The sequence below is a fragment of the Bradyrhizobium sp. Arg816 genome (assembly GCF_029989365.1).
GTDB lineage: Bacteria > Pseudomonadota > Alphaproteobacteria > Rhizobiales > Xanthobacteraceae > Bradyrhizobium.
Genome location: NZ_JAPRAQ010000035.1, coordinates 14,179 through 35,304, shown reverse-complemented (window position 1 = coordinate 35,304; position 21,126 = coordinate 14,179). Strand labels below are relative to the sequence as shown.

The 21,126-nt window shown below is 65.1% G+C and carries 22 protein-coding genes; 17 read left to right on the top strand and 5 right to left on the bottom strand.

Annotated elements, in window-relative coordinates; translation table 11 throughout:
- Nucleotides 1–30 precede the first annotated feature (30 nt).
- Nucleotides 31–735 (bottom strand): SGNH/GDSL hydrolase family protein, encoded by a 705-nt coding sequence (locus tag OWC48_RS42320; protein WP_282525319.1) that lies wholly within the window; start codon nucleotides 733–735, stop codon nucleotides 31–33.
- Nucleotides 736–1,020: 285 nt separating this feature from the next.
- Here OWC48_RS42320 and OWC48_RS42315 point away from each other — a divergent pair, with 285 nt between their 5' ends.
- From OWC48_RS42315 to OWC48_RS42295, 5 genes are all read left to right on the top strand, one after another.
- Nucleotides 1,021–2,835: a long-chain-acyl-CoA synthetase gene (locus tag OWC48_RS42315; RefSeq protein WP_282525318.1), complete on the top strand. Its 1,815-nt coding sequence runs from the start codon at nucleotides 1,021–1,023 to the stop codon at nucleotides 2,833–2,835.
- 148 nt (nucleotides 2,836–2,983) lie between these two features.
- Complete coding sequence (locus OWC48_RS42310; protein WP_282525317.1) at nucleotides 2,984–3,229, top strand: acyl carrier protein; 246 nt, start codon at nucleotides 2,984–2,986, stop codon at nucleotides 3,227–3,229.
- Nucleotides 3,216–4,598, top strand: coding sequence for a class I adenylate-forming enzyme family protein (locus OWC48_RS42305; protein ID WP_282525316.1), 1,383 nt, complete (start codon nucleotides 3,216–3,218; stop codon nucleotides 4,596–4,598). Before OWC48_RS42310 ends, OWC48_RS42305 begins: the two co-directional genes overlap by 14 nt.
- Nucleotides 4,591–5,313 (top strand): SDR family NAD(P)-dependent oxidoreductase, encoded by a 723-nt coding sequence (locus OWC48_RS42300; protein WP_282525315.1) that lies wholly within the window; start codon nucleotides 4,591–4,593, stop codon nucleotides 5,311–5,313. Before OWC48_RS42305 ends, OWC48_RS42300 begins: the two co-directional genes overlap by 8 nt.
- Before the next feature lie 126 nt (nucleotides 5,314–5,439).
- Entirely contained in the window at nucleotides 5,440–5,649 is a 210-nt protein-coding gene (locus OWC48_RS42295; protein ID WP_282525314.1) for a hypothetical protein, read from the top strand.
- Nucleotides 5,650–5,653: 4 nt separating this feature from the next.
- On the opposite strand, the gene OWC48_RS42290 is transcribed toward OWC48_RS42295, so the two are convergent.
- Nucleotides 5,654–6,040 carry a hypothetical protein gene (locus tag OWC48_RS42290; RefSeq protein ID WP_282525313.1) on the bottom strand — a complete coding sequence of 129 codons (387 nt, stop codon included), beginning with the start codon at nucleotides 6,038–6,040 and terminating at the stop codon, nucleotides 5,654–5,656.
- 225 nt (nucleotides 6,041–6,265) lie between these two features.
- Between OWC48_RS42290 and OWC48_RS42285 the strand changes: the two genes are divergently transcribed.
- Nucleotides 6,266–7,411, top strand: a complete 1,146-nt coding sequence (locus OWC48_RS42285) for a DUF3095 domain-containing protein (protein WP_282525312.1) — start codon at nucleotides 6,266–6,268, stop codon at nucleotides 7,409–7,411.
- 54 nt (nucleotides 7,412–7,465) lie between these two features.
- Here OWC48_RS42285 and OWC48_RS42280 read toward each other — a convergent pair whose 3' ends face one another.
- The 3 genes from OWC48_RS42280 to OWC48_RS42270 all read right to left on the bottom strand — a co-directional run bounded on the left by OWC48_RS42280 (nucleotide 7,466) and on the right by OWC48_RS42270 (nucleotide 10,013).
- Nucleotides 7,466–7,900, bottom strand: a complete 435-nt coding sequence (locus OWC48_RS42280; protein ID WP_282525311.1) for a DUF2147 domain-containing protein — start codon at nucleotides 7,898–7,900, stop codon at nucleotides 7,466–7,468.
- 111 nt (nucleotides 7,901–8,011) lie between these two features.
- Nucleotides 8,012–9,403 (bottom strand): MATE family efflux transporter, encoded by a 1,392-nt coding sequence (locus tag OWC48_RS42275; RefSeq protein WP_282525310.1) that lies wholly within the window; start codon nucleotides 9,401–9,403, stop codon nucleotides 8,012–8,014.
- Nucleotides 9,404–9,485: 82 nt separating this feature from the next.
- The gene (locus OWC48_RS42270; protein WP_282525309.1) at nucleotides 9,486–10,013 is read right to left on the bottom strand and encodes a GNAT family N-acetyltransferase; all 528 of its coding nucleotides are present in this window, start codon (nucleotides 10,011–10,013) and stop codon (nucleotides 9,486–9,488) included.
- A gap of 232 nt (nucleotides 10,014–10,245) precedes the next feature.
- Between OWC48_RS42270 and OWC48_RS42265 the strand changes: the two genes are divergently transcribed.
- The 11 genes from OWC48_RS42265 to OWC48_RS42215 all read left to right on the top strand — a co-directional run bounded on the left by OWC48_RS42265 (nucleotide 10,246) and on the right by OWC48_RS42215 (nucleotide 20,870).
- Nucleotides 10,246–10,842, top strand: a complete 597-nt coding sequence (locus OWC48_RS42265; RefSeq protein WP_028148125.1) for a superoxide dismutase — start codon at nucleotides 10,246–10,248, stop codon at nucleotides 10,840–10,842.
- A 268-nt stretch (nucleotides 10,843–11,110) separates the two neighbouring features.
- A complete protein-coding gene (locus OWC48_RS42260; protein ID WP_247315803.1) occupies nucleotides 11,111–11,722 on the top strand; it encodes a permease in 612 nt (203 codons plus the stop codon).
- Nucleotides 11,719–12,219 carry a hypothetical protein gene (locus OWC48_RS42255; RefSeq protein ID WP_282525308.1) on the top strand — a complete coding sequence of 167 codons (501 nt, stop codon included), beginning with the start codon at nucleotides 11,719–11,721 and terminating at the stop codon, nucleotides 12,217–12,219. Before OWC48_RS42260 ends, OWC48_RS42255 begins: the two co-directional genes overlap by 4 nt.
- A gap of 44 nt (nucleotides 12,220–12,263) precedes the next feature.
- Nucleotides 12,264–12,500 carry a hypothetical protein gene (locus tag OWC48_RS42250; protein WP_282525307.1) on the top strand — a complete coding sequence of 79 codons (237 nt, stop codon included), beginning with the start codon at nucleotides 12,264–12,266 and terminating at the stop codon, nucleotides 12,498–12,500.
- 2 nt (nucleotides 12,501–12,502) lie between these two features.
- A complete protein-coding gene (locus tag OWC48_RS42245) occupies nucleotides 12,503–13,258 on the top strand; it encodes a metal ABC transporter ATP-binding protein (RefSeq protein WP_282525306.1) in 756 nt (251 codons plus the stop codon).
- A 6-nt stretch (nucleotides 13,259–13,264) separates the two neighbouring features.
- Nucleotides 13,265–14,134, top strand: coding sequence for a metal ABC transporter permease (locus tag OWC48_RS42240; protein ID WP_282525305.1), 870 nt, complete (start codon nucleotides 13,265–13,267; stop codon nucleotides 14,132–14,134).
- Between the two features lie 2 nt (nucleotides 14,135–14,136).
- Entirely contained in the window at nucleotides 14,137–15,000 is an 864-nt protein-coding gene (locus OWC48_RS42235; protein WP_282525304.1) for a metal ABC transporter solute-binding protein, Zn/Mn family, read from the top strand.
- A gap of 54 nt (nucleotides 15,001–15,054) precedes the next feature.
- Entirely contained in the window at nucleotides 15,055–16,098 is a 1,044-nt protein-coding gene (locus tag OWC48_RS42230) for a GTP-binding protein (protein WP_014491771.1), read from the top strand.
- Entirely contained in the window at nucleotides 16,098–17,117 is a 1,020-nt protein-coding gene (locus OWC48_RS42225) for a WD40 repeat domain-containing protein (RefSeq protein WP_282525303.1), read from the top strand. Before OWC48_RS42230 ends, OWC48_RS42225 begins: the two co-directional genes overlap by 1 nt.
- Before the next feature lie 211 nt (nucleotides 17,118–17,328).
- Entirely contained in the window at nucleotides 17,329–20,721 is a 3,393-nt protein-coding gene (locus tag OWC48_RS42220; protein ID WP_282525302.1) for an FG-GAP-like repeat-containing protein, read from the top strand.
- Entirely contained in the window at nucleotides 20,718–20,870 is a 153-nt protein-coding gene (locus OWC48_RS42215; RefSeq protein WP_282525301.1) for a hypothetical protein, read from the top strand. Before OWC48_RS42220 ends, OWC48_RS42215 begins: the two co-directional genes overlap by 4 nt.
- Nucleotides 20,871–21,126: the final 256 nt, after the last annotated feature.

Sequence of the window (21,126 nt, the reverse complement as noted above, 5' to 3'; positions counted from 1 at the left end):
TCAGCTGCGAATCCGGCGGAGCATGCAGAACTAGGTGCCGTGAGGCACCTTGTTGGCAGCCGCGAAGATCGCGTCGGTCAATTGCCAGGTCATCTTGTCCGTGGTCCAGTCGCTGGCGTGCAGCCTGGTGTCATCGCCCGGGTCGACCAAACGGTCGAACGAAATCCTTGCGACCTCGTGCCAGCTCTTCATCAGCGCGAAGCGGCGGAAGACGTTGATCCGTTTCTTGTGCGCGATCCGGCTGATCGCCTCCACCATGGCGTTCGCCTTTTTGCGCTTGGCCGGTGTCAGCACCGCAGGCACATATTGAAGGTCCATCAGGATCACGTCGATCCGCTTCGCGCCGAGCAGTTGGTCGACACCTTTACGGATGGCCTTCGTGGTGTCCGCGAACGAGGGACCTCCGGCTTGCCACACTGAATTGGTGCCGACCTGCCAGATGACGAGATCGGGATTCAGATCGAAGACGTCATGGGCGAACCGCTTCAGCTCCAAGGGAGCGTCTTCGCCGCCGACGCCCCGGTTGATCACCTCGATTCCGACATTTGGAAACTTGATCCGAAGATCCGCCAGCAGCCGTTGCGGATAGGGAGCGATGCCTCCTTCGCCCGCCGTGGTCGACGAGCCGATCGCAACCACTCTGGCCTGCCCACCCTTCGCGCGGCCGGCGAAATTCTTCAGGGGCTGCTCGAACGGGGCGGCCTGGACCGGAAACTCTGACGGATCGAGAGCCACGGGACGCCTCCCTTTCGTAGCCATGACAACGCAGGGTAGAAAAGCATAGCCCGTTTACCAGGAAGCGCCTAGCCTCGGCGAGGCCGGATCGCTACCCCGTGCTGATCCCCGACAAACTCGACCACCTTGCGCCAGCGCTCAGTCTCCGTCGTCTGCATGCCGCCGAACTCGCCCGCGTCGGATGGCTAGAGTTAATCACGTACTAACCTGACTTTACCTTGTCTCTTAACACCTGGGCAGGGCGGGCGAGCTAAGCTCGGGAAGCAGCAGATACGTTCCGAAAGAATGGACGGCATGACCACCGGCGTCATCGAGCAACCGAAAGTCGCGCGCGCACCTTCGGCTTCAAAGATCTGGCTGAAGGCGATCGAGCTCACCGCGCGCATCGAGACGCTGCCGGGCCGACTGTTCGCCGACGTCGTCGACGATTGGGCGCAGCGTCAGCCCGCTCGCACCGCGCTGGTCGCAGATGAGACGACGATCGACTACGCAGGCCTCGCGAAGCGCATCAACCGCTATGCGCGCTGGGCGCGCTCGATCGGCGTGGCCAAGGGGGATACCGTCGCGCTGATCATGCCGAACGGCATCGACTATGTTGCCGCATGGCTCGGCATCAGCCGGGTCGGCGGTGTGGTCGCGCTGATCAACACCAAACTCGTCGGCCCGTCGCTGGCGCATTGCGTCGATGTCGCCAGGCCGTCGCACGTCATCGTCGCGCACGAGCTCATGGGAGCCTTGGACGGCGCGTCGCCGCACCTGAAGACAGAAGCAAAAGTCTGGACCCATGGCGATGCCCGCAGCGAGCGCGCGATCGACGTCGCACTTGCCGCGCTTGAGGACGGGCCGCTCTCGCCGGACGAGCATGGCGACGTGACGATCAACGACCGGGCCCTGCTGATCTACACCTCCGGGACCACCGGCCTGCCGAAGGCAGCGAGCATCAGCCACCGCCGCATCCTCAACTGGGGCTTCTGGTTCGCCGGCCTCACCGGCGCCACGCCGCAGGACCGGCTCTATGACTGCCTGCCACTGTTCCACTCGGTCGGCGGCATTGTCGCCCCGTGCAGCATGCTCGCCGCCGGCGGCTCGGTGGTGATCGCGGAAAAATTCTCGGCCTCGAATTTCTGGCCCGACATCGTGCGGCACGATTGCACGCTGTTCCAGTACATCGGCGAGCTCTGCCGCTACCTTCTGAAGGCGGCGCCGTCCGAATACGAGAACCGTCACCGCCTGCGGCTCGTCTGCGGCAACGGCCTGCGCGGCGACATCTGGGAGGATTTCCAGAACCGCTTCGGCATTCCGCGCATCCTCGAATTCTATGCGGCGACGGAAGGCAATTTCTCACTGTTCAACGTCGAGGGCCAGCCGGGCGCGATCGGCCGCGTTCCGCCGCTGCTCGCGCATCGCTTTCCGGCGGGGCTCGTCAAGCTCGACCCTGATAGCGGTGCGCCGCTGCGCAACGAAGAGGGATTTTGCATTGCCTGCGCCAGGGGCGAGGCCGGCGAAGCCATCGGCCGCATCGGCACCGCCGATGAAGGCGGCGGCCGCTTCGAGGGCTATACCGACGCCGGCGAGACCGAGAAGAAGATTCTGCGCGACGTCTTCGCCAAGGGCGATGCCTGGTTCCGCACCGGCGATCTGATGCGGCTCGACGACAAGGGCTTCTTCCATTTCGTCGACCGCATCGGCGACACCTTTCGCTGGAAGGGCGAGAACGTCGCGACATCGGAGGTCAACGACGCCGTGCGCGATTTCACCGGCGTGATCGATGCCACCACCTGCGGCGTCAGCATCCCCGGCGCCGATGGCCGCGCCGGCATGAGTGCCATCGTCGTGAACGAGGGGTTTTATATCGAAGCGCTGCCTGCGCATCTGGCGCAGCGCTTGCCGGTTTACGCCCGCCCAGTCTTCGTCCGTATCTCGCGCGAGCTCGATGCGACCGAGACGTTCAAGCAGAAGAAGGGCGAGCTGGCCCGGGAGGGCTTTGATCCGGGGCTGATAAGCGATCCGCTGTTCATGCTCGACCCGAAATCCGGCGCCTATGTTGCGTTGGACACGGACGTGTACGCAGGGATCATCGATGGCGCGATCAGGCTCTAGCCGCAGCAAAATCCGCCAGATAGGTCCAATTTTATCTGAATTGTCCAAGAAGCCATTTACTTCTGTCGGGTAAACAACACGGGCCATGGGGAGGCGGTCATCAAGAGCCGCCGTAACACGAACCATCAATAACAAGAGCGAGCCAGCCATGTCGGTAAGGTCTAAGGTCATCGAAGCGATCCAGCGGATCGCCAAGGAGCAGCACGTCACGCTTCCCGCACTCTCGGACGATCTTTCGCTGCACGAGACGGGTTTCGATTCCCTCGCCTTCGCAATTCTGGTGGCGCGCCTCGAGGACGAGACCGGCGTCGATCCCTTCACCATTTCCGAGGACGCTGCGTTCCCCGCCACCGTGGGCGATTTCGTGCGGGCCTACGAAAATGTCCCCGCGTGAGATTTTTGCGCTCCGCGACTATCTGAGCCCGGAGCTCGAGGGCCGCACGATCTCCGACGCCCATCATGTGGTGTCGCTGACGGACGTGCTGGGGCATACGGTTCTGGGCGGCCGCCTGCGTGAGCTGGCGGGCCGCTCGGTCCTGCTGAAGTTGTCGGACCAGCTCAAATCGGGCCTCGCCATGATCGAGCTCGACGGTGTTGTGCGGCGCATGCTGCTGTGCCCGCCCGATCTCAATCCCGACCATCTCGACGCGCTGATCGCGGATGCCGAGATCGATGCCGTCGTCAGCGACGAGCCCGCTCAATGGGCCGCAAAGGCGGTCGCGCTCGTCGTCGCCGCGCAATTGCCGCTTCAGGCCACAGCGTCGGCCAAGACCGAACGCGCCACGGAATGGCTGATGCTGACGTCCGGCACGTCGGGCGTACCAAAAATCGCCGGCCATACGCTGGAAGCACTGACGGGCGCCATCGTCGCCGAAGGTCCCGCGCGCGGACCCGCGCCGGTCTGGGCGACATTCTACGACATTCGCCGCTATGGCGGCCTGCAGATCTTCCTGCGCGCGGTTCTCTCCGGCGGCTCGATGGTGCTGTCCGATCCGCATGAAGCGCTCGGCGACCACGTCGCGCGGCTGAACGCGCGCGGCGTCACCCATATCTCCGGCACGCCATCGCATTGGCGCAAGCTCTTGATGAGCGGCTCGGCTGCACAGTTCGCGCCGGGATACGTCCGTCTGTCCGGCGAGATCGCCGACCAGGCGGTGCTCGACGGCCTGAAAGTCGCGTTCCCCAATTCCTCCGTCGGTCACGCCTACGCCTCGACCGAGGCCGGTGTCGGCTTTGCCGTCAATGACGGGCTGGAGGGCTTTCCGGCAAATTATCTTGGTAACCGCAACGGCGTCGAGATGAAGGTCGTGGACGGCTCGCTGCGCATCCGTTCGACGCGCACGGCGCGTGCTTACATCGGCCGCAATGCGGCCGCGCTCACCGATGACGACGGGTTCGTCGACAGCGGCGACATCGTCGAGTTGCGCGGTGACCGCTATTATTTCGTCGGCCGCCGCGGCGGCATCATCAATATCGGCGGGCTGAAGGTTCACCCCGAGGAGATCGAGGCGGTCATCAACCGCCATGCCAACGTGCGGATGTCGCGGGCGAAATCGCGCCGCAGCCCGATCACCGGCGGCATCGTCGTCGCCGACGTGATCCTCGCCGACGGCACCGATCAGGCGCGGGCAAAGGAGATCCGCGACCAGATCCTGGATCAGTGCCGCGCGCAGCTTGCTTCTCACAAAGTGCCGGCGGTGATCCGCTTCGTCGAGGCGCTCGACGTCACCCCGGCCGGAAAACTGGCGCGCACCGATGCATAATGTCCTCGTCACCGGCGGCAGCCGCGGCATCGGCCTTGCGATCGGCAGGCGGCTGGCTGATGCCGGCTATAACGTGATTGCGGCGGCACGGCGCGAGAGCGACGAGCTCAGGGCGGCGATCGGCCTCTCCGAAGGGCGCCTGCATTTCCGCGCCTGCGACCTCGCCGTGATCGACGCGATCCCGGCGTTCGCGAAGCTTATCCGCGACGAGTTCGGCCCGATCTACGGCCTCGTCAACAATGCCGGCCTCGGCACCGAAGGCCTGCTCGCCACCATGCACAATTCCGAGATCGAGGCGCTGGTGCAGCTCAACGTGCTGTCGCCGATCATCCTCACGAAGTATGTCGCGCGCCAGATGATGGCGGACGGCGCCGGCCGCATCATCAATATCTCCTCGATCATTGCGACCACGGGCTACAACGGCCTGTCCGTCTACGGCGCGACCAAGGCCGCCGCCACCGGCTTCACCCGCTCGCTCGCGCGCGAGGTCGGCAAGCTCGGCATCACCGTGAACGCGATCGCGCCCGGTTTCATCGACACCGAGTTGACGAACAATCTCTCCGACGAAGGGCGCAAGCGCATCGCCGGCCGCAGCGCGCTGCGTCGCCTGCCGGAGACCGACGATGTCGCGCGCATGGTCGAATATCTGCTGGGCGAGGGCGGCCGCAACGTCACCGGCACCGTGTTCACGATCGACGCGGGGAATACGGCGTAAGCGGAACTCCGCCGCCACAATTGAGTTGATCCGGCACAATGACATCGAGCCGGATTTGGTCGTAAGATGCCCCGCAATCGATTGGGTTACGTCAATCGATCTGCCCTAATCGAAGGGGAGCAGTCGATGGCCGCGCAAAGCATGACCGCTTCAAATCAGAGTCGGACCGAGCAGCCTCTTGCGAAGCCGGACGACATCCATTGCACGCCGATGACAAATCAGAATTCGGGCAGTCACGGCTATCAGATGTATCCGCAGCAATTCGTGCGCCTCGTCGGCTGCCACGACGCCTCGCTCGAGGCCTTGCGCAAGCGCGAGGACGAAAAGCTGCACTAGGCGTTCACGTCGCTTGCTTCGGCAGATCAATCCGGTCGTGTGAAAATTCCGGCGGCCCTTCGGTCAGGCGGCGGATGCGGCGTTCGCGTTCGTCCGTGGGCAATGCGGGGTCGAGCAGCCGCTCGATCTCGTGCACGGCCAGCGCCTCGATCCTGGTGGCGTCGGATACGACTGGCGGATCCGACGTGAATGCCGGGGGCGCAACCTTCAGGCCCAGCTCGACCAGCTTGCAGATCGCAGCCGAACGCGACAGGTGATGAGCTTCAGCCCAGGCATCGACGGTCGCGGTCAGTCGCTCCGGCATCTTCACCGCGCTGACCGGATCGAGCCCCGTGCGCCGGCGCACCGGAACGTTCGAGTCCTTGTTGCCGAAGTCGGGCACTTCGATCATCCCATGTAATCTCTGGAGATGCCCCGACCATAGCCGCTCTTCCGGCCGGCTGTTTGACGCCGATCAATGACGGACTGCGGCATTTGCGGCGCGCCGCGATCTTGTTGTCCGGGTGCATTTCGGCCAATGATCGGGAATCGAAAGAGGGCGCCGGCCGGCGAACCCGGATCGATCCTGCCTCGTATCTTTCCTCGGACGCGCTTCCCAACCATCCGGCATCACCCGATGACATCAGGCGAATCCTTCTACGGCGGCATTCCCGTCTTCCGCGGCTTCACCAGCCTGATGGACCCCGCGCTCTATGCGCCGCTTCCGGATGATTGGAGCATCGGCGTCGCCGACATCGTCGATTCCACCAAAGCGATTGCGGCGCAGCGCTACAAGGCGGTCAACATGGCCGGTGCCGCCGTGATCGCAGCGGTGACCAACGCGCTCGAGGGGCGCGAATTCCCCTTCGTGTTCGGCGGCGACGGCGCGAGCTTTGCGGTTGCGCCTTCCGATGTCGAACACGCCCGCGACGCGCTGGCCGCGACCGCGACCTGGGTGCGGGAAGATCTCGATCTGAAGATGCGCGTCGCGCTGGTGCCGGTGAGTGCGATCCGCGCGCAAGGGCTCGACGTCCGCGTCGCTCGCTTCGGTCCGTCGGCCAATCTGTCCTATGCGATGTTTTCCGGCGGCGGGCTCGCCTGGGCCGACGCCGCCATGAAGCGCGGCGAGTTCGCGGTCGCCGAAGCGCCGGCGGGCACGCAGCCCGATCTTTCCGGCCTGTCGTGCCGCTTCGAGGTGATGCCGGCCGCGCGCGGCCTGATCCTGTCGGTGCTGGTGATGCCGGCGCGCGGTGCCGATCCGGACGCCTTCCGCAAGGTGATCGAGGACATCATCCATCTCGTGGAGCGCAGCCCGGATGGCGGCCGCCCGGTGCCGCCGCAGGGGCCGCCGCTGAAATGGCCGCCGCAGGGGCTGGAATTCGAAGCCCGCACCAGGCGTGGCGGCCCGCTGATTGCGCGTCGCGCCAGCGTCCTGGCCTACACGCTGTTCGTCTATCTGATCATGCGTTTCGACCTCAACGTCGGCGGCTTCGTGCCAAACATCTACAAGCGCCAGGTGGTCGAGAATTCAGACTTCCGCAAATACGACGATGGCCTGCGCATGATCCTCGACTGCACCCCGCAGCTCGAACGCGCGTTGAGCGACTGTCTCGCGGCTGCGGCGCGCGACGGCATCGTGCGCTACGGCCTCTACCAGCAGGACGCCGCGATGATGACCTGTTTCACGCCGTCGGCCCTGCGCAGCGACCACGTCCATTTCATCGACGGCGCGCGCGGCGGCTACGCGTCGGCGGCAACGGCGTTGAAGGCGATGGTGGGGTAAGGGGATTCTCGTGTCCCGGACGCGCTGCGTCCGGGGCACGAGAGTTCGTAGATCTCAGCGTCCCGCGCGCGTCCAGGTCTCGCCGCCGCAGAGCGCGCCGACGCAGCCTTCGACCCGCAGCGAATCCGCACCAGTCACGGAGACGTTGCTCGCATAGGTGCTGCCGTCATCGGCATTGTAGATCTGGCCCGACCATTTGTTCGGCCCTGAGGGCTCCATGCCGCTGAACAGCGGCAGGCCGATCATCGCGCGTTTGGCGAGCGCAGGATTGGGATTCTTGCTGTCGGTCGCAGGCTGGCCGGTCGCGGTGTCATAGGGCTCGCGCAGCCAGACGATATGGCCGCAGATGCCGCCGCCGCATTTGCTGATCTTGACGCGCGCATCGCCGGCCTGCGTCAGCCAGGTCCCATCGGCGCTCTGCGCGTGGGCGGCAGGCGCGCCAAACATTGCAGCCAGGATGACGGAAAGGATGGCGAATCTGCCGAACATGGAAAGGGCCCCCAAAAATTGAGGCGCCTCCATAGCAGTCCGGCAGGATAGTGCAACGCTGGATGGAATCACATTCCCGCGTTTATCCCGCCCACGTTCATTTGCCTGCGCTCATTTGCCCCAGCGGGCGAAGGCGACCGAGGCCGCGGTCGAAAGCCCGAACACGACCATGGCGCCGCCGACCAGCGCGAACAAGGTCCAGGCCGGCGCCTGCGCCTGCGCCGTCATGAGACCGACGCCGCCGATCGCGACGATCAGCAGCCGCGCCGTGGAGGCGAGCACCGGACCGCCGACGCGCGCCGCACCTTGCGAGGAAAAATACAGCGACACGCCCATGCCGAAGAACATGAAGGCCGGCCCCGCCCAGTGGAAATAGCTGTGCGCCGCCGCGGTGACGCCGGGATCCGCAGTGAAGAGCGATACCCACAACGCCGGATCAAGCGCGACGACGAGGCCAATCACGCCGACGGTCAATCCCGAAGCCGCGGCCGCGGTCCAGGCGACACGTCGGGCGCGTTTCACATGTCCGGCGCCCATGGCCATGCCGACCATCGGCACCGAGGCGATGCCGAAGGCGAAGGTGATCGGGATCAGCAGGAATTCCAGCCGCGAGCCGATGCCGTAGCCGGCCAGCATCTCGGTGCCGAAGGTCGCGAGGATCTTTGTGAAGATCAGAATCGTGAGCACGGTCTGGAGCGGCGACAGGCAGGCGACCGCGCCGACCTTGAGGATGTCCAGGAACATCGCGCGTTCGAAATGGAAGGCGCGGACCTTCAGCGGCAGCCGGCTGCGGCCCGACAGGAGATACCAGACGAAGAAGATCGCCGCGCAGGTGAAGGCGATCAACTGGCCGGCGGCGACACCGGGCATGCCGAATTGCTTCACGCCGAACAGGCCGAGCCCCAGCGCGCCGCCGAGCGCGATCTGGAGCGCGCTCGCCCCGATCAGAATCATCGAAGGCAGGCGCATGTCGCCGGTGCCGCGGATCACCGAGGCCAGCGTGTTGACGAGCCAGATCGCGACCGCGCCGGAGAACAGCATTTGCGAATAGCCGCTGGCTTCCTCGAGCACGCGCTCGCGTCCGCCGAGCAGCGTGAAGAAGCTGCGGCCGAAAGCGAGCATCATCGCCGTGAAGAACAGCCCGCCGCAGAGGCCGATGATGGCGGCGTGCAGCGCCAGCGCCGCGGCGCGGTCACGATCGCCTGCGCCGAGCGCGCGGCTGATCGCGGACGAAACGCCGCCGCCCATCGCGCCCGCGCTCATCATCTGCGTCAGCATCGCAAACGGAAACACCAGCGCGATCGCCGCCAGCGGAATGGTGCCGAGCCGGCCGATATAGGAGGTCTCGGCAATCGCAACCAGCGTGCTTCCGACCATCGCGATCATGTTGGGGATCGCGAGCCGCAGCAGCGTCGGCAGGATCGGCGCCGTCAGCAGGCCCGCAATGGGGGAAGCGACCGGTGCACGTGGCGGCGCGGCGTCTGCGGAGGCGTCGATCGTCATGTCCACCGGGCGGAATATTGGATGACGATCGACATTTTATAGGGCGCAGCGCCTTCGCGCCAGTCCTCCCCTCACGCAGGGCTCACCAGGGCAGGCCGCATAGGTCGATGGTGCCCAGCGTCGGCGCGCGGACGATGTTGAAGACGTAGGGCGCCATGTAGTCGAAGCGGATCCGACCCTCCGGCTGCTCGCAATAGACCTCGCCCTTGAAGGGCAGCCAGCTGCGGGCTTGGTAGAACGCAAAATTGTCCGGTTCGGAGAACAGCAGCCCGAAACGGACCGCCTCGTTGGCGCGCATGGTGTGGATGGCTGCGTCGATCGCCATGGTCGCGTAGCCGCGACCGCGCCGGTCCTCGCGCGTGCAGACCCCGCCGATGCCGCCGATGTGAACCTTCTGTCCATTCCAGGTGACGGTACGGAAGTAGATGCCGACGTGGCAGACGAGGCCGTCCTCGGGCGTCTCGATCAGCACGCGCAGATCGGCATTGGCCCATTTGACGTGGGCCCAGGGCTTATCCGCGACCATGTGCGGACCCCAGACCGCCTGATGCAGCGGCTCCGCGATCCGCCACGAGGCGTCGCCGTTCAAAATGTCGATCTCGATGCTCATCGCTTTCTCTTTCGCATCCTCGCGCCGTGGTGCGTTCGTTCTGCCATAAGCGCCTCAAAGGCAATGATATTTTACGGCCTGTCGAAGCGCGCCCCACGATGCGTCGATTTTATGCAATCCGGCCAATCGGCCGCATCACCCATTTTCGCAAATTGGCGGTATTTAACGGCGGTGGAACCTTCTATAAGACTCCCCGTTAAGCCAGTTCCCCATCAGTCGCGGACAACAACCCATGACCTTTACGCTGCCCCCACTCCCTTACGCCTATGACGCCCTCGGCCAGTTCATGTCGAAGGAGACGCTGGAATTCCACCACGACAAGCATCATCAGGCCTACGTCACCAACGGCAACAACGCGCTTAAGGGCACCGAATGGGAAGGCAAGTCCCTTGAGGAGATCGTCAAGGGCTCGTTCGGCAAGAACCCGGCCGTGTTCAACAATGCCGGCCAGCACTACAACCACATCCACTTCTGGAGCTGGATGAAGCCCAATGGCGGCGGCACCAAGCTGCCGGGCAAGCTCGAGAAGAAGATCAACGAGGACCTCGGCGGCTTCGAGAAGTTCAAGACGGACTTCCAGGCGGCCGGCGTCGGCCAGTTCGGCTCCGGGTGGGCCTGGCTGCAGGTCAAGAACGGCAAGCTCGAAATCTCCAAGACCCCGAACGGCGAGAATCCGCTGGTGCACGGCGCCACCCCGATCCTCGGCGTGGACGTCTGGGAGCACTCCTACTACATCGACTATCGCAATCGCCGTCCGGACTATCTGAAGGCGTTCGTCGAGAACCTCGTGAACTGGGAATACGTCGAGTCCCTGTACGACAAGGCGTAAGGCTTCTTGGTCATTCCGGGGCGGCGCGTCAGCGCCGATCCCGGACTCCATCGGGCGTCAGTCCGCGTGGACAAATGGATTCCGGGCTCGCGCCCCGCGCGCCCCGGAATGACGAAAAGGCGGTCGCATGCGCGGCCGCCTTTTTGCTGTGCGGAATTCGCCGAACTAGTCCTGCGCAGTGCGCGCATCGGCCTGTGATCGTATCGTTTGCATCGCGTGGACGCCGCCCTTAATCAGAATGGGCATCACCCTCGATCCGACCGAGCCGTTGTCAGAACCTTCCCCGAACAATCCGGCGCCTGCCGAGGACGCGGAGTCCGAGCCGCGGCCGGGGCGTGTGCGCAAGCCGATCGGCTGGTCGACCATCATCATCGCGGTGCTGGTGGCGGTGAGCGCGGGCCTGGTCTGGCGGCGTGATGGCACAGACGGTGTCCTGGAGATTCTCACGCACGACCTCTCGCTGTTCGGCGGCATCCTGCCGCGCGTGCTGGCGGGCTGCCTGCTCGGGGCCTTCATCTCCGAAATCCTGCCGCACGAAAAAGTCTCGCGCTCGCTCGGGCCGAAATCCGGGCTGATGGGCCTTTTGATCGGCACCGCCTTCGGCGCGATCCTGCCGGGCGGACCCTTCACCGCCTATCCCGTGGCGAGCGCGCTGCTCGCCGTCGGCGCCGATTTCGGCGCCACCATCGCCATGGTCGTGAGCTGGACCCTGATCGGCTACGGCCGCGCGGTGGCCTGGGAAATCCCGATCATGGGCACCGACTTCACGCTGTGGCGGATCCTGATCTCGCTGCCGCTGCCGGTGCTCGCCGGCGCGCTGGGCCGCTTCGTCTATGTCCGGATCTATCCGCAGCCGGCCGCGAAGGACGACGAGAATTGAGCGCGGCGCTTCTGATCGACATCCTGCTGTGGGGCTCGGTTTTCGGCGTCGGCCTGATCGCCTTCCGCCGCGGCCCACCGGTGTTCAAGGCCTCGCTCCGCGAAGGCTCCATGGACTTCATCAACATCGTGCCGCGCATCGCCCTCGGGGTGATCGGCTCCGGCTACATCGCCGCCATCATCCCGCAGGAGGTGATCACCGGCTGGCTCGGGCCGGACAGCGGCTGGCTCGGGGTTGCGACCGCCGTGGTCGCCGGCGCCGCCACCCCCGGCGGACCCGTGATCGGCTTTTCCATCGGCACGGTGGCGCTGAAGTCGGGCGGCGGGGTGCCGCAGGTGGTCGCCTATGTCGTCGCCTGGGCCCTGTTCGCCTTCCAGCGGGTGATTCTGTGGGAAATCCCGTTCATGCCGGCCCGGTTCGTCTGGTTCCGCTGCGTCGTCTCGGTGCCGTTCCCGTTCGCCGCCGCCGCCATCGCGATGGTGATCGGCAAGCCCTGAGCCGGCCGTGGACAGGGGTAATGTTATAGTATAACGTCTTAGACATGGTTCCCGCCGCGTCCCACGCCCATCAGCACGACCACGTTCATGACCATTCTCATGACCACGGGCATTCGCATGGCCACGACCATACCCACGCCCATGTCCATGATGCGGCCTCGCCCCATCCGGCCCAGGACGCGCCCTGGTCGATCCTGCGCATGACCTTGGCCGGCCGGCTCGCGGCCGCGCTTGCCGTCTGTGCCGTGCTCTGGGGCGTGGTCTTCCTGGCGATGAGGTGACCATGGCGGCGGCACTGCACTTTCACAACGTCACGCTCGGCTATGACCGTCACCCGGCCGTGCATCATCTCAACGGCGAGGTCGCAGCTGGCGCGCTGGTCGCCGTGATCGGCCCGAACGGCGCCGGCAAGTCGACGCTGTTGCGCGGCATCGTCGGCATCCTCCGGCCGCTCGACGGCAGCATCCATCTCGGCGGACTCGATTCCCGTGATATCGCCTATCTGCCGCAGAGCGCGGAGATCGACCGCAGCTTCCCGATCTCGGTGTTCGACTTCGTCGGCACCGGGCTGTGGCGCGACGCGGGCCTGTTCGGTGGCATCGGCAAGGCTGCGCGCGAGAAGATCCTGCGCGCGATCGCCTCCGTCGGCCTCAACGGCTTCGAGAACCGCCCCATCGGCACGCTCTCGGGCGGGCAGATGCAGCGCATCTTGTTCGCGCGCGTGCTGCTCCAGGACGCGCGCCTGATCGTGCTCGACGAGCCCTTCAACGCCATCGACAGCAAGACCACGGCCGATCTGCTTGCGCTGGTGAAGCACTGGCACGGCGAAGGCCGCACCGTGCTCGCCGCGTTGCACGACATGGAAATGGTGCGCAACCATTTCACCGAAACGCTGGTGCTGGCGCGCGGGCCCGTGGCCTGGGGACCGACGGCGGAGGTGCTGACGCCGGAAAACCTGCTGGTCGCGATGCGGATGTGCGAGGCTTTTGACGACAGTGCCACGGCTTGCGCCGAGGACGGACGTTCGCGGGCGGCGTGATCACAGATGATCTATGACGCGCTGATCGGCCCGTTCACCGAATTCGAGTTCATGCGGCGCGCGCTTGCCGCCGTGATCGCGCTGTCGCTGGCGGGCGCGCCGATCGGCGTGTTCCTGATGCTGCGGCGGATGAGCCTCGTCGGCGACGCCATGGCGCATGCGATCCTGCCCGGTGCGGCCGTCGGCTTCCTGCTCTCCGGCCTCAATCTGTTCGCGATGACCGCCGGCGGCCTGGTCGCAGGCTTTGCGGTTGCGATCCTCGCCGGCGTGGTCGCGCGTTCGACCGGGCTGAAGGAGGACGCCTCGCTTGCGACCTTCTATCTGGCCTCGCTGGCGCTGGGCGTCACCATCGTCTCGATCAAGGGCACCAATATCGACCTCTTGCACGTGCTGTTCGGCAACATCCTCGCGATGGACGACCAGACCCTGCTGGTGGTCGCCTTCAACGCCACGGTGACGCTGCTGGTGCTCGCGGTGATCTATCGCCCGCTGGTGATCGAGAGTGTCGATCCCCTGTTCCTGCGCACCGTCAGCCGCGCCGGCGGCCCCGCGCATCTCGCCTTCCTCGCGCTCGTCGTGATCAACCTCGTCAACGGCTTTCAGGCGCTCGGCACGCTGCTCGCGGTGGGCCTGATGATCCTGCCGGCCGGCATTGCCCGGTTCTGGTCGCGCGATCTCACCGTCATGATCTGCATCGCCGTCGTCGCTGCCGCGGTCTCGGGCTATGCGGGCCTTGTGCTGTCGTTTCAGACCCGCGTGCCGTCGGGCCCTGCGATCATTCTGGTGGCGACGGTGCTCTACATCGTCTCCGTCCTGTTCGGCCGCGTCGGCGGTATCGTCCGGCAGCTGTTTCCCGGCCGGCATCTGGAAGCGTGACGATGCGGCGTCTCCTGCTTTATGTGCTCCTGCTGATCGCCTCGCCGCTGCATGCGGCCGAGCGGCTCAATGTCGTCGCGAGCTTCTCGATCCTCGGCGATTTCGTCCGGAACGTTGGCGGCGATCGAGTCAACGTCACGACGCTGGTCGGCCCCGACAGCGACGTCCACGTCTACACGCCCGCGCCAAGCGATGCGAAGCGGATTGCGGACGCAAAGCTCGTGATCGTCAACGGGCTCGGCCTCGAAGGCTGGCTGCCGCGTCTGGTGCAGTCCGCCGGAAGCAAGGCGCAGGTGGTCACCGCGAGCGCCGGCATCGCACCGCTGAAGCTCGGCTCGGCCGCGGATCCGCATGCCTGGCAGTCCGTCCCGAACGCCAAGATCTACGTGAGCGACATCGCCAATGCGCTGGCCGCGGCCGACCCTGACGACGCCGAGTTCTTTCGCGCCCGGGCAAAGGCCTATCTGGATACGCTCGAAGCGCTCGACCGCGAGGTGCGGGAGGCCGTGGCGAAAATCCCACTGGGCCGGCGCAGGGTGATCTCCACCCATGACGCCTTCGGCTATTTCGCCGCCGAATATGGTGTCCAGTTCGTGGCCCCCTTGGGGGTCTCCACGGAGACCGAGCCCAGCGCGCGGGACATCGCCGCCATCATCGGCCAGATCAAGGCCCAAAAAATCCCGGCCGTGTTCCTGGAAAACATCAGTGATGACCGCCTGATCCGGCGGATCGCGGCCGAGACCGGGGCCAAGGTCGGCGGGACCCTGATTTCGGACGGTTTGACCGGCGAAAAGGGGCTCGCACCCACTTACATTGATATGGTCAGGCACAATATAAAGGCCCTGACCAGCGCGCTTGACCACTAGGGCAGGGGGCCACCCCGCCGTGCGTCGCGCGGAAAAGCCCGACCCGGAGTTGTTATGTCTGAAGCGTCCCAGAAAATTCCCGTGACCGTGCTGACCGGCTATCTCGGCGCCGGCAAGACCACGCTGTTGAACCGCATCCTGTCGGAAAACCACGGCAAGAAATACGCCGTCATCGTCAACGAATTCGGCGAGATCGGCATCGACAACGACCTCATCATCGGCGCCGATGAGGAAGTGTTCGAGATGAACAACGGGTGCATCTGCTGCACCGTGCGCGGCGACCTCGTGCGCATCATGGACGGCCTGATGAAGCGCAAGGGCAAGTTCGACGCCATTATCGTCGAGACCACCGGCCTTGCCGATCCGGCGCCGGTCGCCCAGACCTTCTTCGTCGACGAGGACGTGCAGAAGAACGCGCGGCTCGATGCCGTCGTCACGGTCGCCGACGCCAAATGGCTGTCCGACCGGCTCAAGGACGCGCCCGAGGCCAAGAACCAGATCGCGTTCGCCGACGTCATCGTGCTGAACAAGACCGATCTCGTCACCAAGCCGGAGCTTGCCGAGGTCGAGGCCCGCATCCGCGCCATCAACCCCTATGCCAAGCTGCATCGCACCGAGCGCTGCTCGGTGGCCCTGGCGGACGTGCTCGACCGCGGCGCCTTCGACCTCGACCGCATCCTCGACATCGAGCCGGATTTCCTGGAGGCCGACGATCATGACCACGACCATGATCATCACCATCACGGCCACGACCATCACCACCATGATCACGGCCACGGCCTGAAGCACTATCACGACGAGGACATGCAATCGCTGTCGCTCAAGACCGACAAGCCGCTCGATCCGAACGTGTTCATGCCCTGGCTCCAGAACCTGGTGCAGGTGGAGGGCGGCAAGATCCTGCGCTCCAAGGGCATCCTCGCCTTCCACGACGATGATGACCGCTATGTCTTCCAGGGCGTCCACATGATGCTGGAGGGCAACCACCAGCGGAAGTGGAAGGACGGCGAGCCGCGCGAGAGCCGCCTCGTCTTCATCGGCCGCGAATTGCCGGAAAAGGCCATTCGCGAGGGTTTTGAGAGCTGCATCGTCTCGTGATGAAAGAGTTTACGCCGGCCCCCGATTCCGCCTCGATCGTCTCCGTCACCGACCGCGTCAAGCCGGTTACGCTCGGCATGGGCGTGACCTCGGTGTATTTCCTTGGGCCCCGCGCCGCCTTCGTCGGCGGCGAGGAGAATGTCGCGCTCGTCGACGCCAAGGGCGAGATCACGACGGTCGCTGTCCATAGCGGCGGCATTCTGTCGACCGCCTCCGACGGCAAGCGCCTCATCATGGGCGGCGACGACGGTAAGGTTGTGTCGCTCGACGCCAAGGGTGAGGTGACGCTGCTCGCCACCGACCCCAAGCGGCGCTGGATCGACGCGGTGGCGCTCCATCCCGACGGTGCCTATGCCTGGTCGGCCGGCAAGAAGGCGACCGTCAAGAGCGGCAGGGCCGAGGAGAAGTCGCTTGAGGTGCCCTCGACCGTCGGCGGTCTCGCCTTCGCGCCGAAGGGCCTGCGGCTCGCGATCGCCCATTACAACGGCGCCACGCTGTGGTTTCCGAACATGGAAGGCTCAGCCGAATTCCTGCCCTGGGCCGGCTCGCATCTCGGCGTCACCTTCAGCCCCGACAACAAGTTCCTGGTCACCACGATGCACGAGGCGGCGCTGCACGGCTGGCGGCTTGCCGACAACAGGCACATGCGCATGACCGGCTATCCCGGCCGCGTCCGCTCGATGTCCTGGAGCGCGGGCGGCAAAGGGTTGGCGACTTCGGGTGCCGACACAGTCATCATCTGGCCGTTCGGCAGCAAGGACGGCCCGATGGGCAAGGAGCCCGCGATGCTCGCGCCGCTGCAGGCGCGCGTGTCGGTGGTCGCGTGTCATCCCAAGAACGACATACTCGCCGCCGGTTACAGCGACGGCACCGTGCTGATGGTGCGGCTCGAGGACGGCGCCGAGATCCTGGTCCGGCGCAACGGCACGCCTCCGGTCGCGGCGATTGCCTGGAACGCCAAGGGCACGCTGCTGGCCTTCGCCGACGAGAACGGCGACGGCGGATTGCTGGAGCTGTGAGACCGACTATCCACAGCCTCTCCCCGCTATGTTAATTTTGTTATCGTGTAACATAACCGACAAGCAGCCCCTGTAGGGTCGCGGATGCAGAGCGTGCGACGTGCAATTTCGAATTGCCGTCGTGCGGTCAATTGCGCACAGCGCCGGTCTCTCCGGAGTTTGCGTGCAATTCGATTTCTCGCATCAACACGCGCCACCGCAGGGAATTCAGATGCCCGTCATCCCCGATCTTCCGACTATCACCAGCATCACAGCGACCGATCCGACCCAGACCGACGCCGGAACGGTGCACTACACCGTCACCTTCTCGAAGCCTGTTCTTGGCGTCACGATCGATCAGTTCAGCCTTGCAACGAGTGGCAGCATCGGCGGCGCGGGCATCACCGACGTGACGCCGGTCGCCGGCAGCAACCTTTCGAGCTATACGGTCACGGTGAATACCGGATTCGGCTCCGGCTCGGTGGCGCTCCAGTTCACGGGAAGCAACGTCCACGATACCAATGGTTACTATGTCGGACCGTACCAATCCGAATCGAAGCTGACCGTAAACAGCCCGACGTCCTTCGCGATCGGCGACGTCAACGGAGACGGGAAGCTGGACGTCGTGATGGGGACAAACTTTTTCGTCAACCCGAGCTACGTCAGCGTGGCGCTGAACGACGGCACCGGTCACTTCTCCTCAGCCTCGAACACCTCGAGCCCAGGCCTATTGCCCTTGCTGGCGCTTGCCGATCTGAATGGCGACGGCAAGCTGGACATCGAACAGGTCACCCTCGACGGTACCGTGACTGTTCGTCTCGGCAACGGTAACGGCACGTTCGGGGCCAACACGAGCTATTCCGTCGGCAGCGGCGTCTATCAAACACCTAAAGTGATCGACGTGACCGGCGATGGCGTGCTCGACATCGTCGTCGGCAGCACGGTCCTGCCAGGAAATGGCAACGGTACGTTTGGGACTGCCATCACCACGAATCTCGGCGTCGGCTCCATCGCCTATGGCGACTTCAATGGAGACGGCAAGCTCGACCTCGTGACGAGGAATTCGACCAATCTGGCAATAGCGCTGAGCTTCGGCAATGGTGACGGCACGTTCCAGGCTCCGTCGTCCCCGGTCGGGACGGCGACATCTGTCCTCACCGGCGATTTCAACGGTGACGGCAAGCTCGACATGGCGGCCGTCAGCAGCGCCACAATCTCGATCCTGCTCGGCAACGGCGACGGTACTTTCACCTCGTCCGGGACGACTCTTCAGGCGGCGGGTACGATCGGATCCGGCGCGGTCGCCGACATCAACGGCGATGGCGTGGCTGATCTCGTGGTCGTCGGAACCAACAACACGCTCTCGACCTTCTTCGGTCACGGCGACGGCACGTTCGGGCAAGTGAGGATCTCGCCGCTCGACAAGACCGCCGGGCAGATCGGCGTCGGTGACCTGAACGGCGACGGCAAGGCCGACGTTCTGGTCGGATATCAATTCGGCACCAATCCTTTCACTCAAAGTTCGGGCACCGATATCCTGCTGACCGGTTCATCCAGCGAGACGGGACCGGCGTACACGATCGTGCGGACGTCGCCGGCGCTGACCATCACCGACGGGGACGTCACCCTCGGCGCCGACGGCAACAATTACATCAACGCGGCGCATTTCCATGGTGGGGCGACGACGTTGGCCGGCACCGGCAATGCCGGCGACACCATCTCGGTCACCGACGCCATGACTCACGCAGTCGTCGGCACGGCCACGGTCGGCCAGAACGGCACGTGGAGCCTCGGCGTGTCCGGCCTGCAGGACGGCACCACTTACAGCTATGTCGCGGCTGCGACCGACTCCCACGGCAACAGCAGCGTCGGCCCGGCGTTCACCTTCACGGTCGATGCGACCGCATCGCTCGGGATCACGGGCATCAATTTGTCGGCCGACTCGTCGGTGTCAAACCCGAAGGTCACCCTGCAGGGGACGACCGACGTGGCGGCGCAGGTGACCGTCACGGTCGGAGGGACCGACGTGATCGTCTCCAGCGCAACCGGATCGTGGCAGTTCAACAGCCAGGTGGTGCCGTTCGGATTGACGACGATCGCGGCTAGATTCTCGGATGCCGCAGGCAATGTCGGCGCCTCGCCGACCTATACGCTCATCAGGGGCGGCTATACGCTTGTCTCCAGCACGCAGATCACCAACGCGGTGGTTGTGAACAGTTTCTTCACCGTGGATTCCAACGCCGCGGAAACCGGTGCGATCGTGCTCTCCGGCGCGGGCGAAATCGTCCGCGGGACCTCGACCGGGGCAACGATATACAATGGTGGGAGCCAAGGGCTCGAATACGGCACGGCGACCGGGACCCTGGTGCAGGCTGGCGCCACTCAGCTCGTGAGCTTCCAGGGGACCGCCAAGGACACGGTGCTTTATGGCACGCAAACGGTCGGCAACACGGCGATCCACACCACGATCAAGTCGGGCGGACTCCAGAACGTCTACGTCAACGGCAGCACCTACGGCACCGTCATCGAGGCTCTTGGCACCCAAAGCACGGCCGGCGCCGACCACGATGCGATCGTCTTCGGCACGCAATATGTGACGGGCAGCAGCGCGAATGCCACGATCGGCTCGGGCGGCAATCAATACGATTACGGCACAGCGACCGGTGCAATGGTCCAGAGCGGCGGCTCCCAACACGTCTATCAAGGCGGCAGTGCCAGCGGCACCACCGTTGCTGCGGGCGGCTATCAGGACGTCTACCAGGGGATGGCCACCAACACCGTGCTCGCCGGCAATCAGCAGGTGCTTGCCGGTGGCCAGGCTGCCGGCACCGTCATCAATGCCGGTGGGCGGCAATATGTCGGCTCCGGTGGCGCGACCACCAATACGACCATCGCGACCGGCGGCTTCCAGTATGTCGACGCCGGTGCCACCGACAGCGGTGCGACCATCGCTGGTGGCCGGCAGTACATCGTCGGATCGGCGACGAGCACGACCGTTGGCGCGGGCGGCGTTCAGTACGACTACGGGACGGCAACCGGTGCGCTGGTCCAGAGCGGCGGCATCCAGCATGTCTATCAGGGCGGCAGTGCCGATGGCACGACCGTTGCCGCGGGCGGCTATCAGGACGTTTCCCAGGGGACTGTCACCAACACCGTGCTCGACGGTGAGCAGCAGGTGCTCACGGACGGCCATGCCACCGGCACCACCATCAATGCCGGCGGGCGGCAATATGTCGGTTCGGGCGGTGCAACCACCACCACGACCATCGAGACCGGCGGCTTCCAGTATGTGGACTCCGGCGCCACCGACGGCAGTGCCGCGATCAGCGGCGGCTACCAGTTCGTGGCGGGCACGGCGACCGGCGCCACCGTCAGCGGCGGCGGCGAGCAGGATGTCGGCGCAACCGGCACGGCTGCGAATACGCATCTCGACGGCGGCAGCGAGCATGTCTACGCCGGGGCCTGCTCCAGAACGTCGATTTCGGCGGCTCGAACGGCGCAACGCTGGTGCTCGACGCGCCGACGGGCCTGTCTGGCGCGATCGCCAATTTCGGCGCTGACGACACCATCGACTTCCGCAACACGGTGGTCAGCAGTGTCGATGTCGACAGCGCGAACAATTTGACGGTCACGACCGACGGCGGCCAGAGCTACTCCTGGGCGCTGCTGGCGCAGTACGCAGCTTCGTCCTTCGTGCTCGCCACCGACGGCTACGGCGGAACGATGCTGAGCTACGTGCCGCCCCAGCAGACGCAACTCGCGGCCGCTCACTGAGGGGGCACCAGGCAAGACAACCAAGACGGACGGGCATCGGCTTTCACGGCCGGTGCCCGTTCAAATTGAACTTGGCGCCCCTCTCGCATAGATCGTCTGTCCATTGTGCGAGGGCCTATGCGGTTTCTGACGAGCTTCCAGCTCGCAGACTTTCTCGACACGCTGGTCGCCACGGTTTCGCTCGTTATGTTATTTTTTGTTAATATGTAACATAACCGACAAGCAGCCCCTGTAGGGTCGCAGATGTAGAGAGCAC

Excerpts from the sequence above, each read along its gene's own strand:
- OWC48_RS42315 (WP_282525318.1), top strand. The coding sequence starts at position 1,021 with ATGGACGGCATGACCACCGGCGTCATCGAGCAACCGAAAGTCGCGCGC.
- OWC48_RS42310 (WP_282525317.1), top strand. The coding sequence starts at position 2,984 with ATGTCGGTAAGGTCTAAGGTCATCGAAGCGATCCAGCGGATCGCCAAG.
- OWC48_RS42305 (WP_282525316.1), top strand. The coding sequence starts at position 3,216 with ATGTCCCCGCGTGAGATTTTTGCGCTCCGCGACTATCTGAGCCCGGAG.
- OWC48_RS42300 (WP_282525315.1), top strand. The coding sequence starts at position 4,591 with ATGCATAATGTCCTCGTCACCGGCGGCAGCCGCGGCATCGGCCTTGCG.
- OWC48_RS42295 (WP_282525314.1), top strand. The coding sequence starts at position 5,440 with ATGGCCGCGCAAAGCATGACCGCTTCAAATCAGAGTCGGACCGAGCAG.
- OWC48_RS42290 (WP_282525313.1), bottom strand. The coding sequence starts at position 6,040 with ATGATCGAAGTGCCCGACTTCGGCAACAAGGACTCGAACGTTCCGGTG.
- OWC48_RS42285 (WP_282525312.1), top strand. The coding sequence starts at position 6,266 with ATGACATCAGGCGAATCCTTCTACGGCGGCATTCCCGTCTTCCGCGGC.
- OWC48_RS42280 (WP_282525311.1), bottom strand. The coding sequence starts at position 7,900 with ATGTTCGGCAGATTCGCCATCCTTTCCGTCATCCTGGCTGCAATGTTT.
- OWC48_RS42275 (WP_282525310.1), bottom strand. The coding sequence starts at position 9,403 with ATGACGATCGACGCCTCCGCAGACGCCGCGCCGCCACGTGCACCGGTC.
- OWC48_RS42270 (WP_282525309.1), bottom strand. The coding sequence starts at position 10,013 with ATGAGCATCGAGATCGACATTTTGAACGGCGACGCCTCGTGGCGGATC.
- OWC48_RS42265 (WP_028148125.1), top strand. The coding sequence starts at position 10,246 with ATGACCTTTACGCTGCCCCCACTCCCTTACGCCTATGACGCCCTCGGC.
- OWC48_RS42250 (WP_282525307.1), top strand. The coding sequence starts at position 12,264 with ATGGTTCCCGCCGCGTCCCACGCCCATCAGCACGACCACGTTCATGAC.
- OWC48_RS42245 (WP_282525306.1), top strand. The coding sequence starts at position 12,503 with ATGGCGGCGGCACTGCACTTTCACAACGTCACGCTCGGCTATGACCGT.
- OWC48_RS42240 (WP_282525305.1), top strand. The coding sequence starts at position 13,265 with ATGATCTATGACGCGCTGATCGGCCCGTTCACCGAATTCGAGTTCATG.
- OWC48_RS42235 (WP_282525304.1), top strand. The coding sequence starts at position 14,137 with ATGCGGCGTCTCCTGCTTTATGTGCTCCTGCTGATCGCCTCGCCGCTG.
- OWC48_RS42230 (WP_014491771.1), top strand. The coding sequence starts at position 15,055 with ATGTCTGAAGCGTCCCAGAAAATTCCCGTGACCGTGCTGACCGGCTAT.
- OWC48_RS42225 (WP_282525303.1), top strand. The coding sequence starts at position 16,098 with ATGAAAGAGTTTACGCCGGCCCCCGATTCCGCCTCGATCGTCTCCGTC.
- OWC48_RS42220 (WP_282525302.1), top strand. The coding sequence starts at position 17,329 with ATGCCCGTCATCCCCGATCTTCCGACTATCACCAGCATCACAGCGACC.